19 protein-coding genes and 1 tRNA gene are annotated in these 15,560 nt (G+C 37.2%); 17 read left to right on the forward strand and 3 right to left on the reverse strand.

Going from position 1 to position 15,560, the window contains the following annotated elements:
* Window positions 1–143: 143 nt before the first annotated feature.
* From LREU_RS03580 to LREU_RS03625, 9 genes are all read left to right on the forward strand, one after another.
* Window positions 144–503: a head-tail adaptor protein gene (locus LREU_RS03580; RefSeq protein WP_003668220.1), complete on the forward strand. Its 360-nt coding sequence runs from the start codon at window positions 144–146 to the stop codon at window positions 501–503.
* Between the two features lie 14 nt (window positions 504–517).
* Entirely contained in the window at window positions 518–925 is a 408-nt protein-coding gene (locus LREU_RS10730; RefSeq protein WP_011953432.1) for a hypothetical protein, read from the forward strand.
* A gap of 51 nt (window positions 926–976) precedes the next feature.
* Window positions 977–1,453 (forward strand): HNH endonuclease signature motif containing protein, encoded by a 477-nt coding sequence (locus tag LREU_RS03590; protein WP_225349836.1) that lies wholly within the window; start codon window positions 977–979, stop codon window positions 1,451–1,453.
* Between the two features lie 346 nt (window positions 1,454–1,799).
* Window positions 1,800–2,264, forward strand: a complete 465-nt coding sequence (locus tag LREU_RS03595; RefSeq protein ID WP_003668211.1) for a phage terminase small subunit P27 family — start codon at window positions 1,800–1,802, stop codon at window positions 2,262–2,264.
* Window positions 2,264–3,973 (forward strand): terminase large subunit, encoded by a 1,710-nt coding sequence (locus LREU_RS03600; protein ID WP_003668210.1) that lies wholly within the window; start codon window positions 2,264–2,266, stop codon window positions 3,971–3,973. Before LREU_RS03595 ends, LREU_RS03600 begins: the two co-directional genes overlap by 1 nt.
* A gap of 164 nt (window positions 3,974–4,137) precedes the next feature.
* The gene (locus LREU_RS03610; protein WP_003668208.1) at window positions 4,138–5,256 is read left to right on the forward strand and encodes a phage portal protein; all 1,119 of its coding nucleotides are present in this window, start codon (window positions 4,138–4,140) and stop codon (window positions 5,254–5,256) included.
* On the forward strand, window positions 5,234–6,754 hold the full coding sequence (locus LREU_RS03615; protein ID WP_011953433.1) for a phage major capsid protein: 1,521 nt from the start codon (window positions 5,234–5,236) through the stop codon (window positions 6,752–6,754). Before LREU_RS03610 ends, LREU_RS03615 begins: the two co-directional genes overlap by 23 nt.
* A gap of 56 nt (window positions 6,755–6,810) precedes the next feature.
* A complete protein-coding gene (locus tag LREU_RS03620) occupies window positions 6,811–7,233 on the forward strand; it encodes a DUF722 domain-containing protein (RefSeq protein WP_003668206.1) in 423 nt (140 codons plus the stop codon).
* 15 nt (window positions 7,234–7,248) lie between these two features.
* The gene (locus LREU_RS03625) at window positions 7,249–7,527 is read left to right on the forward strand and encodes a head-tail connector protein (protein ID WP_003668205.1); all 279 of its coding nucleotides are present in this window, start codon (window positions 7,249–7,251) and stop codon (window positions 7,525–7,527) included.
* A gap of 787 nt (window positions 7,528–8,314) precedes the next feature.
* On the opposite strand, the gene LREU_RS03630 is transcribed toward LREU_RS03625, so the two are convergent.
* Window positions 8,315–8,402, reverse strand: a tRNA-Ser gene (locus tag LREU_RS03630).
* Window positions 8,403–8,554: 152 nt separating this feature from the next.
* On the opposite strand from LREU_RS03630, the gene LREU_RS03635 reads away from it, so the two are divergent.
* Together LREU_RS03635 and LREU_RS03640 are read left to right on the forward strand one after the other, a co-directional pair.
* Entirely contained in the window at window positions 8,555–9,223 is a 669-nt protein-coding gene (locus LREU_RS03635; RefSeq protein ID WP_003668204.1) for a ribonuclease H family protein, read from the forward strand.
* Between the two features lie 25 nt (window positions 9,224–9,248).
* Window positions 9,249–10,406 carry a hydroxymethylglutaryl-CoA synthase gene (locus LREU_RS03640; RefSeq protein WP_003668203.1) on the forward strand — a complete coding sequence of 386 codons (1,158 nt, stop codon included), beginning with the start codon at window positions 9,249–9,251 and terminating at the stop codon, window positions 10,404–10,406.
* Window positions 10,407–10,446: 40 nt separating this feature from the next.
* Here LREU_RS03640 and lexA read toward each other — a convergent pair whose 3' ends face one another.
* Complete coding sequence (gene lexA, locus LREU_RS03645; protein WP_003668202.1) at window positions 10,447–11,073, reverse strand: transcriptional repressor LexA; 627 nt, start codon at window positions 11,071–11,073, stop codon at window positions 10,447–10,449.
* 128 nt (window positions 11,074–11,201) lie between these two features.
* Between lexA and LREU_RS03650 the strand changes: the two genes are divergently transcribed.
* Together LREU_RS03650 and LREU_RS03655 are read left to right on the forward strand one after the other, a co-directional pair.
* Window positions 11,202–11,453 (forward strand): DUF896 domain-containing protein, encoded by a 252-nt coding sequence (locus LREU_RS03650; RefSeq protein ID WP_003674333.1) that lies wholly within the window; start codon window positions 11,202–11,204, stop codon window positions 11,451–11,453.
* A gap of 73 nt (window positions 11,454–11,526) precedes the next feature.
* Window positions 11,527–11,754, forward strand: coding sequence for a YneF family protein (locus LREU_RS03655; protein WP_003666855.1), 228 nt, complete (start codon window positions 11,527–11,529; stop codon window positions 11,752–11,754).
* Between the two features lie 43 nt (window positions 11,755–11,797).
* Here LREU_RS03655 and LREU_RS03660 read toward each other — a convergent pair whose 3' ends face one another.
* Window positions 11,798–12,436: a lysophospholipid acyltransferase family protein gene (locus LREU_RS03660; protein ID WP_003668200.1), complete on the reverse strand. Its 639-nt coding sequence runs from the start codon at window positions 12,434–12,436 to the stop codon at window positions 11,798–11,800.
* Window positions 12,437–12,530: 94 nt separating this feature from the next.
* Here LREU_RS03660 and LREU_RS03665 point away from each other — a divergent pair, with 94 nt between their 5' ends.
* The 4 genes from LREU_RS03665 (at window position 12,531) to rpsB (ending at window position 15,511) form a co-directional block, all read left to right on the forward strand.
* Window positions 12,531–13,286 carry a tRNA1(Val) (adenine(37)-N6)-methyltransferase gene (locus LREU_RS03665; RefSeq protein ID WP_003673237.1) on the forward strand — a complete coding sequence of 252 codons (756 nt, stop codon included), beginning with the start codon at window positions 12,531–12,533 and terminating at the stop codon, window positions 13,284–13,286.
* The gene (locus tag LREU_RS03670) at window positions 13,276–13,566 is read left to right on the forward strand and encodes a GIY-YIG nuclease family protein (protein ID WP_003668197.1); all 291 of its coding nucleotides are present in this window, start codon (window positions 13,276–13,278) and stop codon (window positions 13,564–13,566) included. The genes LREU_RS03665 and LREU_RS03670 overlap by 11 nt, the downstream gene beginning before the upstream one ends.
* Window position 13,567: 1 nt before the next feature.
* On the forward strand, window positions 13,568–14,560 hold the full coding sequence (locus LREU_RS03675; protein ID WP_003668196.1) for a D-2-hydroxyacid dehydrogenase: 993 nt from the start codon (window positions 13,568–13,570) through the stop codon (window positions 14,558–14,560).
* A 162-nt stretch (window positions 14,561–14,722) separates the two neighbouring features.
* Entirely contained in the window at window positions 14,723–15,511 is a 789-nt protein-coding gene (rpsB, locus tag LREU_RS03680; protein WP_003666860.1) for a 30S ribosomal protein S2, read from the forward strand.
* The last annotated feature ends 49 nt before the right edge of the window (window positions 15,512–15,560 follow it).

Below are 15,560 nucleotides of genomic sequence, written 5' to 3' on the forward strand. Positions count from 1 at the left end.
TTGAGGCAGTGACCACATACCACCGGATAGGTGAAAAGCCTATTAAGGAGTTAAAAATAAAGTAACAGTAGATTTCACTAGAACGGCTGCAAACGTTCTACTATTGCTTGTATCTGCAAGTACAGGCAGAAAGGAATAATTAAATGCGAAGTAATAAATACGCAATTACACGATTAAAGCATAAGGTCACATTCGGTCATGAAGGTGGTACGGGGAAACGTAACCCGAATACTGGTAAGATCATGACAGGTTTTGTAGGAGATGTGACAGTACATTGTGGTAACTATTCAATCAGTGCTAGTCAAGCTATTAGTGAGGCAGGTAGTTCAATTACCGATGATGTTATATTGGTAGTTCGTCACAAGAAAGATTTAACGGATATGAAGAAATATCCAGAAGCACAATACAATGGCAATATCTATAAAGTTGCTGGTTGGTCAATTGATGATGAGTTATTGGCGTATAATACTGTAACCTTACGCAAGCTTGATAGTCATAAATAAGAGGTGAAATGGGGATGAGTAAATTAACAGTCAACACGCACCCAGAGTATAACAACTTTATTAATGTAATGATTGAGGCAAGCGGTGATGATCCTTCTAATTATCATATGTATACTACGCTTTATAGTTTAAAATTAGTCTCAGTAAATGGCAGTCCATTACCATTAGCTATAGATTTAGGATTGCCAGAGAACACAGAGCTAGCAAAGTATATAGCACGTGTGGCAGTTTGTAAGGACGCAGAGGAAAGCCGCAAAGATTGGTTAACTATCGCGAGGTATAAAGCAAGTGAATGTGATCCTTATAGTGCTAATCTATCAGAGTTAGAAGCTTGTATGACGAGAACGGTTAACGATATTAAAGACTGGAATATCAGCAAGCTAAAAGCTTTGAGTAAAGTAATCGAGATTATTAATCTGTAAATTATGGAGGTATCGTATTATGCGGTACCTTTTTTCATAGGAGGTTATCAAATGAGTGTAGTAAGATTCTGTAGTGCTGCTGGTTGTCGGGAAGTGATTCCAGTAGGTCAATATTTTTGTAAAAAACATCAATATCTACAAAAAGAATATGAAGACAAGCGTAAACATTGGCAACGAGATAACTATAAAAAGATGACCAAAGAACAGAAACATGAATACAACAGAAAAGTATACAAAAAGCGAATGGAAAGAAGCGCCAAAGCTCCTCATGACTATAATAGATTCTACAAAACGAGTAAGTGGGTTAAATTAAGCCGTCAAACGCTCCAGAAAAGCCCAGTTTGTGTTATGTGTTTACGAAAGGGAATAGTAAAAAAAGCTGATTTAGTTGACCACATTGTACCTATACGTGAAGATTGGAGTAAAAGATTGGATTCAACTAATCTACAATCACTTTGCTATCGTTGTCACCGAGAAAAGACAAGAAAAGATCATCAACGAGAAAGGAAAATAAATATGAATAGCTGAAATAATTTTAATACCCCCGCTATTGGTATAGACCGGTAGGAGCCGTAATGGTGGGGGTTTCTTTTAAAAAAATTCTCCCTTTACAAAAAAACGCCTTAAAATCCGAAGATTTCAAGACGTTTCTTTTTATTTTGTATGGTTTTCTTTTCAACTTTATTAAAAAATTTAGAGCCTCAAATGTCAAGGATTTTTTATTATAACTTTTAGGCATTGAACTTAACAAACTATTCAAATATGGTATAATAAGGGTTAAATAATACGATAATTGAATATGAAATGATGTTTTTTTATTTTTTAAACAAATGGTGACATGGTGTCACTAAATAAATAGAAGGAGGTAAAATATTTGGTTCAACCAATGAAGACCCGTCCAGAAGGTCATATTACTAAGGCAGAAAAAGCACAACGTGAAGACGCTGAAAAAGCATTGGCAGAATACCCAAACTTAACATCTCACGCCCCTAAATGGCTTGATGATGTAGCAAAAAAGGAATGGCGTAGAATTGTCCCACTCTTAAAGAAGAGTGCCCCTATTAGCGAACTAGATGTTAGTTTAATCGCTACTCACTGTACTTTGTATTCAACAATTATCAAATGTACTAAAGAGATTGATCGTACTGGGGTAGTTATTGATACAAAACGAGGATTACAGCAGTCACCTTACTACATGGCACGTGATAAGGCTATTAAAGAAATGAAGTCAATTGATAGTCAAATGGCACTTAGCCCACAATCACGGGTACGCCTAGAAGTCCACAAGGCAATGAGTGAAGAAGCTCCTACTGATGAGTTTGAAGAGATGTTGTCATAATGGATAGAGCTATTCAATACGCTAATTCAGTTGTTAAAGGTGAGTTAGTCGCCGGTAAGTTAGTTACTCATGCTTGCCAGCGCTTCTTAGACGACATGAAAAAGCAAAAGACCGATGACTTTCCTTATTATTATTCTGAAACGTATGCTGGTAAGGTTATTAAATTTGTTGAGAGCTTACCACAAACAAACGGTGAACCATTAAAGCTAGAGCCATTTGAAGTGTTTATCTTATCTAATATCTATGGTTGGCGACAGGTAGACGATAATTCATTGCGCTTCAATCGGATTCTATTAAGTGAAGCCCGTAAAAATGGAAAGAGCTTCTTACTGGCAGCGATTGGCGTTGTGTCTCTTCTAATGGAAAAGCAACCAGCCCGTAACCGACAAATACTATTTACTGCTAACAGTTCCCAGCAGGCACACCTTGCGTTTGATATTATGAGTGACCAACTAGAAAACTTACGGCGTAATTCAAAATATTTAAGGCAACGAGTGAAAATCAATAAACAACGGGTGACTGACAAAAAGACAGGTAGCTTCGCAATTCCACTATCTACTGATACCCACAGTACGGACGGTTATAACCCGACACTGGGCGTAGTCGATGAATATCACCAAGCTAAAGATAACACTATTCTAAACGCCTTGAATTCGGGTATGGCTCAACAAGACAATGGTATTCTAGCGATTATTTCTACTGCTGGTTTTAATCTTAATTCACCCTTCAAAAATGAATGGGACTATGCAGCCGATATACTTAACAGCAAAATTAAAAATGATCGTTACTTTGCGGTTATGTATTGCCTTGATAAAAAAGAAGAAATATTTAACCCCGAGATGTGGATTAAAGCTAATCCTTTGATGAGTAATCCTAAGATTGCTAAGACAATGAGGGAACACATTCAAAATGATTTAGATGTAGCCACAAAACAAAATAATATTAATAACGTACTTGTAAAGAATATGAATATGTTTGTACAGCAGAATGAAAATTCATATATTAGTACGCAAGATTGGGAACATGGATTGATTGAAAAAGCTCCAGATATTAGTAATAGAGATGTTTATATTGGTGCTGATCTATCAAAAAGCCGAGATTTAACGGCGATTAGTTGGTTAGTTCCGTTAGAAGATGAAAAGTTTTACGCTGATTCCCACGCCTTTGTATCTCGTTATGGTGGAATTGTTACTAAATCAAAACGTGATGGGATTGATTATGAAATGGCTGCTAAACGTGGGGAATGTTCAATCAGTTCATTAGAAAGTGGCTTGATTGATTATGATTCCGTATATGATTTCGTGATGGACCTAATCGGTAAGTATAATCTCAATGTTAAATTCTTAGTATTTGACCCTTATAAATGGGCTGATCTTGTTAATCGTTTTGAACGGGCAGGACTACCACAACTTCAGTTAACACAATCCTATAAGAATTTATCGGTACCAATTGGGACTTTTAAGGAAGAATTAATTGCTGGTAACATTCTTCACACTAACAATCAGATGTTAGCTTACAACGTAGAAAATGCAATATTGAAATATAACTTTAATGGTCAAGCTTTACTTGATAAGACTAGAAAACAAAATAAAATTGATTGTCTTGCGGCTCTTATGGATGCTTGGGCGGCTGGTTATGATTACTTCGCTAAGAGAAAGGAGCAAGAACGTACAAATGAATACTATGAAACTGCTAAAAATCTTTTCTAGCTATATTAAACCGGTTTTGTTGATCACCGGAGGCGTTCTAATGGAGATCAGTGCTATAGGATTAACCGGTTGGTTGTTTGGGATTGGCTTTCTTGGTATTGAAATGATTGTTCTAGCTTTCATGATTAACTATTCTGATAATCACAAGTAAAGGAGGGTAGATAATGGGCCTATTTAGTAAGAGAACAACGACTACAAGCGCACAAGATCCATTTCTAGAGGCTCTAGTAAGTCTTTCCAGTAATGATCCTAATGCTTATGTTAGTGCTTCGGCTTTACGTAATAGTGATATATTTGCTGCAATTAGTTCTATCGCTGGTGATCTTGCCAGTAATCCGATTAAGTCTAGTTCTAGCCTATATAACAAGATGATTAATGATCATCCTAACGAGTTAATGGACGGCAGAAGTTTCAAGTACGCCCTAGCGGTTGAAATGCTATTAAATGGTAATGCGTTTGCCGAAATTGATTTAAGTTCACACACGCTAAATTTTATTCCTAACAATAAATTAACTGTCCAGCAAGATGATGTAACGCAAAAGCTGACTTACACATACAGCCCAGATGGACGTATTAAGCGAGTAATTGCCTCTTCTAACATCTTACATTTTAAGTATTTTACCCGTGATGGTTTAGTCGGACTATCGCCACTGTATGCGCTAAAAGATGAAATGAAGATACAGGCGGCTGGAAACAGGTTAATGACTGGATTCTTTAATAATGGAATTCATGGCACAACAGTTGTCCAAGTCCACCAAGCTGATCTTAGTTCGGATGGTAAAGAGAATATTAGAAAACAATTTGATGAGGCAACTACCGGTAATAATTCACTTAACACAATTGTTACTGATGATGGTATGGACGTTAAAAGCCTACCACTTAATACAGACGTGTTAAAGCTAGTAAATTCTAATGACTGGAATACCCGTCAAATTGCGAAAGCGTTCGGACTACCACCCGAGCGTTTAGGTGTAGAAAACGAGCATAGCAACCAACAACAAAGTAACGTTCAGTATTTACAAGGTACTTTACAGCACTATGAAGATTGCTTTACTTCTGAATTGAACTACAAGCTAGGGCAAGATTTTAGCTTTGATAATAGCAAGCTATTAAGCCTTGACCCGTCCGCTCAACAGCAGATGGCAGTTGATGGTTATGTTAACGGTATCTACACACGCAATGAAGCCCGAGCCTTACTTAATTTAGTGCCAGTAACTAATGGAGATAATTTTATTGAAAAAGAAGGAGGAGTTACAGCCAATGGAGAAACGACTAACAACTAACGCAGGTTTACAAACGGTAAGCCCTAAAGAAGACCCAACAAAAGACCAGCAAGACAACCAAGATGAAACGCAAGCCTCACAGCCTAATACAGTTGAAGGCTATGCGTTACTCTTTAATCAACCCAGCAAGGACTTAGGCGGTTTTGTTGAAGTGATTGACCCTAGCGCCCTTGATAACGTAGACCTATCCAATGTAGTTATGCTTGATCAACACGACTACACTAAGCCACTAGCAAGCGTTAAGGCTGGTTCATTACAACTTGATGTGGACGATAAGGGGCTTCACTTCAAGGCAACTATTGATCCAAGTGTAAGTTACGCAAGTGACACTCTTAATAATGTTAAGAATGGGAACATTAATTCTATGTCTTTCCGTTTTGATGTTGATGATGGTTCTGACAGTTGGACACGTGACGACAACGGACAAATTACACGCACCGTTAATCAGATTAAAGATTTATTTGAGGTTTCAACCGTTACAGTGCCTTCATATGATCAGACAAATGTTGATGTAGATAAAACAAGCATTCGTAGTTACAACCAATTTATCGAAAGTGAGGAACATAATAAAATGCAACACACAATCTTAGACCCCAAAAACAATACAGAACAACCAGCTAACGCCTTTGAAAGCTTCATTCGTTCACGTGGTGAAACCCGTGACGGATTAACAACTAAGGGGGCAGAAGCTGTTATCCCAGAAGAAGTTGTTACTCCAGTCCTAGACTTAAAGAACAGTGCTTATAACTTAGCGAAGTACGCTACTGTAAAGACTGTAGGGACTGGTTCCGGTCATTATCCAATCGCTACCCGTTACAACACAGCGGTACTTACTACTAAGGAAGAACAAGCAGAAATTGCTGATGTAGACGCTAATATGTTTGAAGATGTGAAGTTTGATGTAAAGACCCGTGCCGGTAAGATTGCACTATCAAATGAAGTTGTTGACGATTCAGAAGTTGATATTGTATCTGAAGTAAAGAACCAACTTCAAAAGTTAGTTGATAACACTGATAACGCTGAAATTATCAAGGTATTACAAGGCGATAACTTTACTAAGAAAACCGTAGCTAATGTTGATGACTTGAAGCAAGTATTCAACGTTGACCTTGACCCAGCCTTACAAAGTACTTCTACATGGTTAGTAAATCAATCAGCTTTCCAAGTATTAGATACTTTGAAAGACAATGAAGGACGTTACTTATTACAACCAGATGTAACCGCTCCTAGTGGATTTTCTTTACTTGGTCAACCCGTTGTTAAGATTAGTAATAAGTTCTTACCAGATAACACGGACGGTTCACATCCAATGATTTTAGGTGATATTTCAGAAGCGGTAGCAGTATTCCGGCGTAATCAAGTTACAGCCCAATGGGACAAGTTCGATAGTTACAGTCAAGGCTTATCTGTTATCGTCCGTAACGACTACCAACCAATTAGTAATGACGCTGCTTTCAATCTCTCTTTAACCACAACTAAGGCAACCGAAAGTAAATAATAGCTACTAGCACAGGGTGGGCAATATCGCCCACTCTTTTTTTATGAGGTGTATTAATGCGAAAAGAAGTAAAAAGTCTAGTAATAGTAATACTGAAAGATTATCCTTCAATTGATAAGAAACTAAAGAGCCGTAAGTTTGAACTAATGCACCCACTCCACAAAAGAGATGAAAATGTAGGCGGTGGACGTGCTATTAATCGCCCGTGGACTTATTACGATGATATGTTAATAACCATTGACCAAGATAGATATATGCACCGCTTAAAACGTGAGAAAGAAGCTATTGACTTAGCATTACAAGACGCTGGGGACTGTACCCAGAAGATAATTAAAGAATGCTATTTTAACCCTAATCATAAGACGATAAAGAACCTAGTAGCAACTGGCGATATATGGTGTAGCACTACAAAAGCGTACAAGTTACGTGATCAATTTATAGTAGATGTTGCTAAAAAGTTAGACCTAGATGTGTTCTAAAAGAAGGTGAAATTAATGAAATTTGATGTAGAGCAGTGGGAAGTAGACAACTTTAAGCAAGCCTTATATCTTGACGGTGAAGAAGAAGACCAATTAATCAAGGATTATCTAAAGAACGCTAAGGCTTATGTACAAAACGCTGTAAACCCCACAGCAGACTTAACCCAGTATGAACAATATACGTTTGCTGTTCAGATGTTGGCGCAATTTTGGTATCAAAATAGAGGTATTGACATGTCAAATACCCCTTACCAAGTGTTAAGCATGATTCAACAATTGCGGGGGCTTGTATAGATAACTAGTATAGATTGGTGCGTTATATACCTAAAATGTATGGTATAATTAATAACGGGAAGTGAGTAAAACTTCCCGTGAACATTAAGTGTTTGGAGCAATACAGCCAGCATTACAGTATTTATTTTCTTTCAAGCCTTGTAAACTCCTTCCAGAATATAGCTATCAAAGTCACCATAGTAGAAAGTTTTATTCAATTGGAAAGGGGATGGTTATATGGAAATAAAGTATAACCGTTTTCTTGTCGCTTAGTTAAGCGATAGGAAGTATAAAGTCGTGACGGACAAGAATACAATGGTTTCTTTGATGTGTGGACTGACTAATGTTATTGCTTGATTAGTGCTTAATGTCTATTAGGCATATTTTGTTGAGTGTGGGTTAAAGTCTTTAATGGCTTTCTTATTTTTAATTTGGTAGAATAAATATCCATATTTTCCTTAGTCGGGCTTTAATTAGTCCGGCTTTTTTTGCTATCAAACGAAATGAAAAAGTATAAAACGGGTGATTGATCATCTTGTTTTGTTAGAGAAGGAATTAAACCAAGGGTAGTGTTTCCAGAAATCGAGAAAACTTTTTTTGTGATGATAAATAAAAAACGCCACGTAAATTGTGACGATTGGAATATGTATTTAAATAAGTAGATATGTATCTTGCCAGCCAGAAGATATTGAGAACATTTTGAGAACAAAAAGTGATATATGTTGAAATGTTGCGATAAATTAAAGGGCTGTTAAACCGCTATATAAAGCAATTTGAACAACCCTTTAACATTCTGGTTAATTATCTAAGGAGACAAGGGGATTTGAACCCCTGCACGCTTTTACACGCCTAACGGTTTTCGAAACCGTCCTCTTCAGCCACTTGAGTATGTCTCCATTTCAACTTTATCATTGTAACAAAAAAATTGTAAAGCGTAAAGAGAATATCAATCAAGGAAATAGCTATTTAATAATTTTGCAGAAATGATTTCTTGCTGATATGATATTCTAATATATGATGTAATTTGAAATTTGATTAGGGGATTTTTATGGTAAAAAAATATTATGCAGTCAAAAAAGGTCGTCATCCGGGAATATATAAAACTTGGGCTGAATGTCAGAAGGAAGTTAATGGATATCCAAATGCTAAGTTCAAAAGTTTTTTAACACTTAAAGGTGCTAATGAATGGCTTCAGGCTACGGGAAATACCGTGCCCTCGACTAAAGCAGTTGATCATTCTGATAATATTCTTGTTTATACTGATGGAGGCTCCCGTAATCATGGCAATAAGTTGGGGCAGCATGTTAAGGCAGATGATAAAGCAGCTTGGGCTTATTTTATTCAAACTAAAGATCAAGCTTATACAGGAACGGCTGGCGAATTCGGGGCTACTAATAATAAAATGGAGATTACAGCTTTAATCCAAGCGTTAACTAAACTATTAGAACTTGGCCTCCAAGATCAACCAATTACAGCGATTTTGGATTCACATTACGTACTAGACCCAATTATGAAAGGCTGGTTAACTAATTGGCAACGGCGGGGATGGTTAACTGCTAGTGGCAAGCCGGTAGCAAATCAGAAGCTATGGGAAGAAATAGTTACCCTTTTACCTCAATTCCCTAATTTACATTTTGATTGGACTAAGGGTCATGCAACGAATGCTGGAAATAATAAGGTCGATGAATTACTAAATAAAACGATGGATCAGTTATAATTATTTGACAAGAGGATGATAAGAAATGAGAATTGGTATTGACAAAATGGCTTTTGCAACAACAAATGATTATTTAGATCTTGTTGAATTAGCAAAAGAACGCGGCGTAGATCCTAATAAATTTACCATTGGAATTGGACAGGATCTACAGGCAGTTGTGCCACCTACGCAAGATATTGTGACTTTAGGAGCTACGGCAGCGAAAAAATTGCTTACTCCAGAATTAGAAAAAAATATTTCGACAGTAATTGTGGCAACTGAGTCAGGGATTGACAATTCAAAAGCAAGTGCAATCTACATTAAACACTTATTAGGACTTAGCGACTTTATCCGAACGGTAGAAATGAAAGAGGCATGTTATTCTGCGACAGCTGCTATCCAATTTGCAAAGGGGGTAGTGGCGCTTAATCCTCAAGAAACTGTATTGGTGATCGCTGCTGATATTGCTCGTTATGGATTAAATACTCCAGGAGAGGTGACTCAAGGAGCTGGAGCAGTTGCAATGCTGATTTCACAGAACCCTCACATCCTAACCCTTGAAGATACAACTGTCGCTTATAGCAAAGATATAATGGACTTTTGGCGGCCGTTATATGCAACAGAAGCTTTAGTAGATGGAAAATACTCTACTAATGTTTATATTGAATTTTTCCTTCAAACTTTTACCCGTTACCAGCAATTAACTGGTCGAGAATTAGCAGATTTTGCTGCCCTTACATTCCATATGCCATTTACTAAAATGGGAAAGAAAGGGTTAGAAGGGTTGCTTAAAGATCGTAATGATGAGGTAGCTCAACGATTACGAACACAATTAACCGCAAGTCAGCTATTTTCGCGTCAAGTTGGCAATCTTTACACTGGCTCCCTATATTTATCATTAATGTCATTGTTACAAAATAGTGACTTAAGAGCTGGAAGCCGAATTGGGTTATTTAGCTATGGTTCTGGTGCAGAAGGAGAGTTCTACACAGGAATCCTAGAAGATGGCTACGAGCATTATATGAATAATATTCAAGAAGAACTAAAACATCGTCATCAGGTTTCGGTGGCAGAATACGAAAAACTATTTAGTAGTCAATTAGGAATGAATGATCGGGATATCGAATTTGATGTTGCTGATGATCCATTGCCTTTCGTTCTTAAAGGACAAAAAGATCACCAACGGATTTATGAAGCTAAATAACCTAATAAAAAAGGAGCCCCAAAATGGACTCCTTTTTTATTTAGAAAATATGATCACGAAATAGTCCCACTACTTTACCAAGGATTTTAACATTGTCTAAGAAGATTGGCTCCATCGTATCATTTTCTGGCTGTAAACGAAAACGTGTTTTTTCTTTATAGAATCGTTTACAAGTAGCTTCATTATCATCGTTCATTGCAATAACGATATCACCATTTTTAGCAGTGGATTGTTTACGCACGATTACTTGGTCGCCATTAAAAATCCCTGCTTTAATCATACTAGTTCCGCGAATGGTAAGCATAAACAAATCATTATTATCTTGAATAGAAGGAGGTATCGGGAAAAACTCAGTAGCATTTTCGACTGCTAAAATTGGTTGTCCAGCCGTAACAACACCAAGCATTGGAATTTCTTTTTGAATCGGTTTTACACCTAAAATATCAAGTCCCTTGGGTGTAATCTCAAGTGCTCGAGGCTTAGAAGGGTCTTTTTGTAAGAATCCTTGTTCAATTAAGCGGGAAATGTGTCCATGAACTGTTGAAGTTGAAGACAGGCCAACAGCACTACAAATTTCACGAACAGTTGGTGGATAGCCATGATCTTCAACTTGTTTGTGAATATAATTTAGGACGGCCATTTGTTTATTTTTTGCTAGCTTTGCCATATTGACACCTCATTATCATTAATTGTGTTAAGCTTATCATAGATAGATGCATATTTCAAACGTACGTTCGCGATTTGCATTGATTTTATAAAATAAGTAAAATCGACTTTATTAAGGAGATGATTATAATGGCTGAATCTAAAGAACAAGATGCTTTATTGAAGCGAATTAATGAACTTGCTCATAAGAATAAAGAAGAAGGTTTAACTGAAGAAGAAACAAAAGAACGAGATCGTTTACGTAAGGAGTACCTAAAGAACTTTAGAGAAGCAATGCGTAGTAATATTGAAATGATGCGGATCTTTGATAAAGAAGGGAAAGAAGTTACTCCTGAAAAGGTTCGTGAAATCCAACGTAAAAAAGGACTTCGTGACGATTAACAGCGATTTGCTCTTTTCAAAAATTGCTCTTTCGTGTAAGATGGATAGGTAACGAGCAAAGGAGGAAGTAATTGTGGGTATGACGATCATGCTAATGATTCTTGCATTATTAGTCGGTTTGGTTATCGGCTTCTTTGGTGCACGTAAATACATGGAAAACTACCTCCGCAATAATCCACCGATTTCGGAAGAGATGCTGCGGACGATGATGCTTCAAATGGGACAAAAACCATCAAGTCGTAAATTACATCAAATGATGCAAGCGATGAAAGCACAAGCTAAAAAGTCGAATCGTAAATAATATAAAAGGATGTGATAATTATCACATCCTTTTATATTGGAAATTAAAATTCGTCATTCTTCGGCTTTGGAGGAACAATATATTTATAATTGGGATCAATTTGTCTATCTAATTGGTCAAAGGCGTCTTGCATTTGCTTTTCTAAGTCAGCCTGTACTTCGGGAGTGAGCCGTTGCTTTCGGTCAATATAAATAGGCTTCCCAAATGCAATTTGGCGCGGCTTACGGGTAAATAGCTGACCAAATTTTAGGGGTCCCTGGTAAACAGCAGGAACTAAGGGGACGTTTGCCATTTTAGCGATCACGGTGGCCCCGCCTTTTAATTTGGATGAGTAGCGTGATCCACTAGGAAAAATAATGGTCGATAAGTCAGTTTTCTTTAAAATTGTAACCGGCTTTTTAATAGCAGACGGGCCTGGATTTTTCCGATCAACTGGATAGGCATTTAGTGCTTTCAAGAATTTGCTAGCAATTGGATTCTTAAAAAGTTCTTTTTTAGCCATGAAGCTAAATTTTTTAGGCCATACGGCAAGCGCTAGTAAGACAGGATCCATCCAAGTACGATGAGGTGCAATAATAATATAATTGCCTTCAGGGATGTTTTCCCGATTGTATATTTTAGGTCGTCCGTTAATCAAATTTAAAAATGGATTAACGATTTTAACGAGGAAAGTGTACAACATGTCAATCTTCCAATCTATAACAAAATTAAGTTTTCGTTCCTCAGTATGACGAAAAAAAGTGGATCTTGCAAGTACAAAAATAATGGAGGACATAATGGAAAACAGAAATATTCTAAAAAAGGATGAAAGAATTGATCAATTATATAGTCAGGATGTACGGATAATCCAAAATCCCCATTATTTTGCTTTTTCGTTAGATGCTGTCTTATTAGCAAACTTTGTGCGTCCTAATCATCGACAGAAATTAAAAATTGTTGATTTATGTGCTGGAAATGGGGCAATCGGCATTTTTCTCCACGATAAGCTTGGCGGAACATTTACTGAAGTTGAATTACAACCACAGATTGCGGATATGGCTGAACGGACAATTATGCTAAATGATTTACAAGATCGGTATACCGTCATTAATGATGATATTGCTAACGTTAATGATTATATTTCTAAGGATTCGATTGATATTGTCCTTTGTAATCCTCCTTATTTCCCAGTTACAGCCCAAAGCCAGAAGAATCCAAATAAAGCTTTAGCGATTGCCCGTCACGAAATAGCGACTGATTTAGTGACAGTTATTCAAAAAATGAGTGGCTTATTAAAAATGAATGGTCATGGGTATCTTGTGCATCGTCCAGATCGTTTAGGTGAGATTTTGCAAGTGTGTCAGGAAAATAGATTAGCACCTAAAAGAATTCAGTTTATTCATCCTAAACCTGATCGTGATGCGAATATTTTGTTGCTTGAAGTGATTAAGGATGGTCGACCTGGAGGAGTAAAAGTAGTACCACCATTGATTGTTCATGGAGCAGATAACGAGTATACTCCAGCGATTCAGGAGTTATTATATGGCAAGTGAAAAATACTATATTTATGTATTGTATTGTGCAGATAATAGCTTTTATTGTGGCTTTACCAACAATGTTAAACGACGCTTTCATACTCATCAGACTTATCAAGGGGCAAAATATACTCGTGTGAAAAAGCGTCATCCGCTAAAGCTTATTTATTCAGAGGAATTTGAATCAAAGCATGATGCCCTGAGTGCGGAATATTATTTTAAACATCAAACCCGCCGCCAAAAAGAAAAATTTTTACTAGACCATGGTGTCGATTTATTGAAACTACGGAGGAATTAAGATGAAGATTTATATGTATGGTGTTTATCAGGATGAAGTTCCTTACATTAAGGAATGGCAAGAGGAACATCCTGAAGTAACTGTAGACTCAACAACGAAACTTTTAGACGAAAGCACAGTTAACTTGTCTAAAGGAAGCGATGGAGTAGTAGTATTCCAGCAAAAGCCTTATTCAGACGAGGCCTTACGTCAATTAGCACTTAATGGTATTACAAAGATGTCATTGCGAAATGTTGGGGTTGATAATCTTAACCATGAATTAGTACAAGAACTTGGTTTTCAAATTACCAATGTACCGGTTTATTCCCCAGCTGCGATTGCTGAATTTTCAGTTACTCAAGCACTTAACCTTTTACGTCGAACAAAAGAATTTTATTTGAAGTTAGCAAAAGGAGATTATAACTGGGCACCGCATATTGCTAAGGAAATGAATAAGCAGGTTGTTGGGATAGTTGGAACAGGAAACATTGGATCTACGGCGGCTAAAATCTTTGCTGGTTTTGGTGCAAAAGTGATTGCATATAGCCGTCACCAAAATAAGGAACTAGAGGGAATTGTTGAATACGTTAGCCTTGATGAATTATATAAACGGGCAACAATTATTTCACTTTATTTACCTCATGTTCCAGCGACAGATAAAATGCTTAATGAAAAAACATTTGCAATGATGCAGGACGGGGTCTTACTGGTTAACACTGCACGTGGACCATTAGTCGATGAAAAGGCATTGATTGAAGCATTGAATAGCGGTAAAGTCGGAGGAGCTGCTCTAGACGTAATGACTGGTGAAACCAAGATTTTTAACCGGCAAATTAATTTCCAAGAAGTTGATTATGACGAATTTAAAGATTTAGTTGACCGGCCAAATGTTTTAATCACGCCACATATTGCTTTTTATACTGATCAAGCAATCAAAAATATGGTTAAGATGAGTTTGTCTGCCAATCTAGATTTGATTAAAACTGGCACCTCAGATAAACTAGTTAAATTTTAAAATAAGTTAAGTGAAAAACCTTGTCAGTTTGCAAGGTTTTTTGTATACTATATTTCGGTGTTACACGCCAATTTCACACCCAGAATGATGGTGGTGAGGGTGCTTAAATAGTCCCATTGCCAGAAGAAGACTGGGGAGGAAAAACAATTTGGAGGTATATTTATGTCTGTTGTATCTATGAAGCAATTGCTTGAAGCCGGTGTCCACTTCGGTCACCAAACTCGTCGTTGGAACCCAAAGATGGAAGAGTACATCTTTACTGAACGTAACGGTATTTACATCATTGACTTACAAAAGACTGTTAAGTTAATTGATACTGCTTACAACTACATGAAGGATGTTGCTGCTAACGATGGTGTTGCTTTATTTGTTGGTACAAAGAAGCAAGCTCAAGATGCTATTGAAGAAGAAGCTACTCGTGCAGGTCAATACTACGTTAACCACCGTTGGTTAGGTGGTACTTTGACCAACTGGAAGACTATCCAATCACGGATCGCTCGTTTGAAGGAACTTAAGAAGATGAGCGAAGACGGTACATTTGATGTTCTTCCTAAGAAGGAAGTTGCTGTCTTAACTAAGCAACGTGAAAAGCTTGAACGTTTCCTTGGTGGTATTGAAGATATGCCACGGATCCCAGATGTTATGTTCATTGTTGATCCTCACAAGGAACAAATCGCTGTTAAGGAAGCTCAAAAGTTACACATTCCAATCGTAGCTATGGTTGATACTAACACTGACCCAGACGACATTGATTACGTTATCCCATCAAACGATGATGCTATCCGTGCCGTTCGCTTAATCACTTCAAAGATGGCTGATGCTTTTGTTGAAGGTAAGCAAGGTCAAGACGATGCTCAACAAGAAACTGCTGATGATAACGCTGCTAACGAAACTGTTAGCGAAGATTCATTAAAGAACTTGAAGAACAGCGTTGAAGGTAAAGAAGACTAAAAACATTAAATTCTTGGGCTGTTTTGTACGGACCATTCTGGCCTAAGTA

This window comes from Limosilactobacillus reuteri subsp. reuteri, from assembly GCF_000016825.1.
Taxonomy (GTDB): domain Bacteria; phylum Bacillota; class Bacilli; order Lactobacillales; family Lactobacillaceae; genus Limosilactobacillus; species Limosilactobacillus reuteri.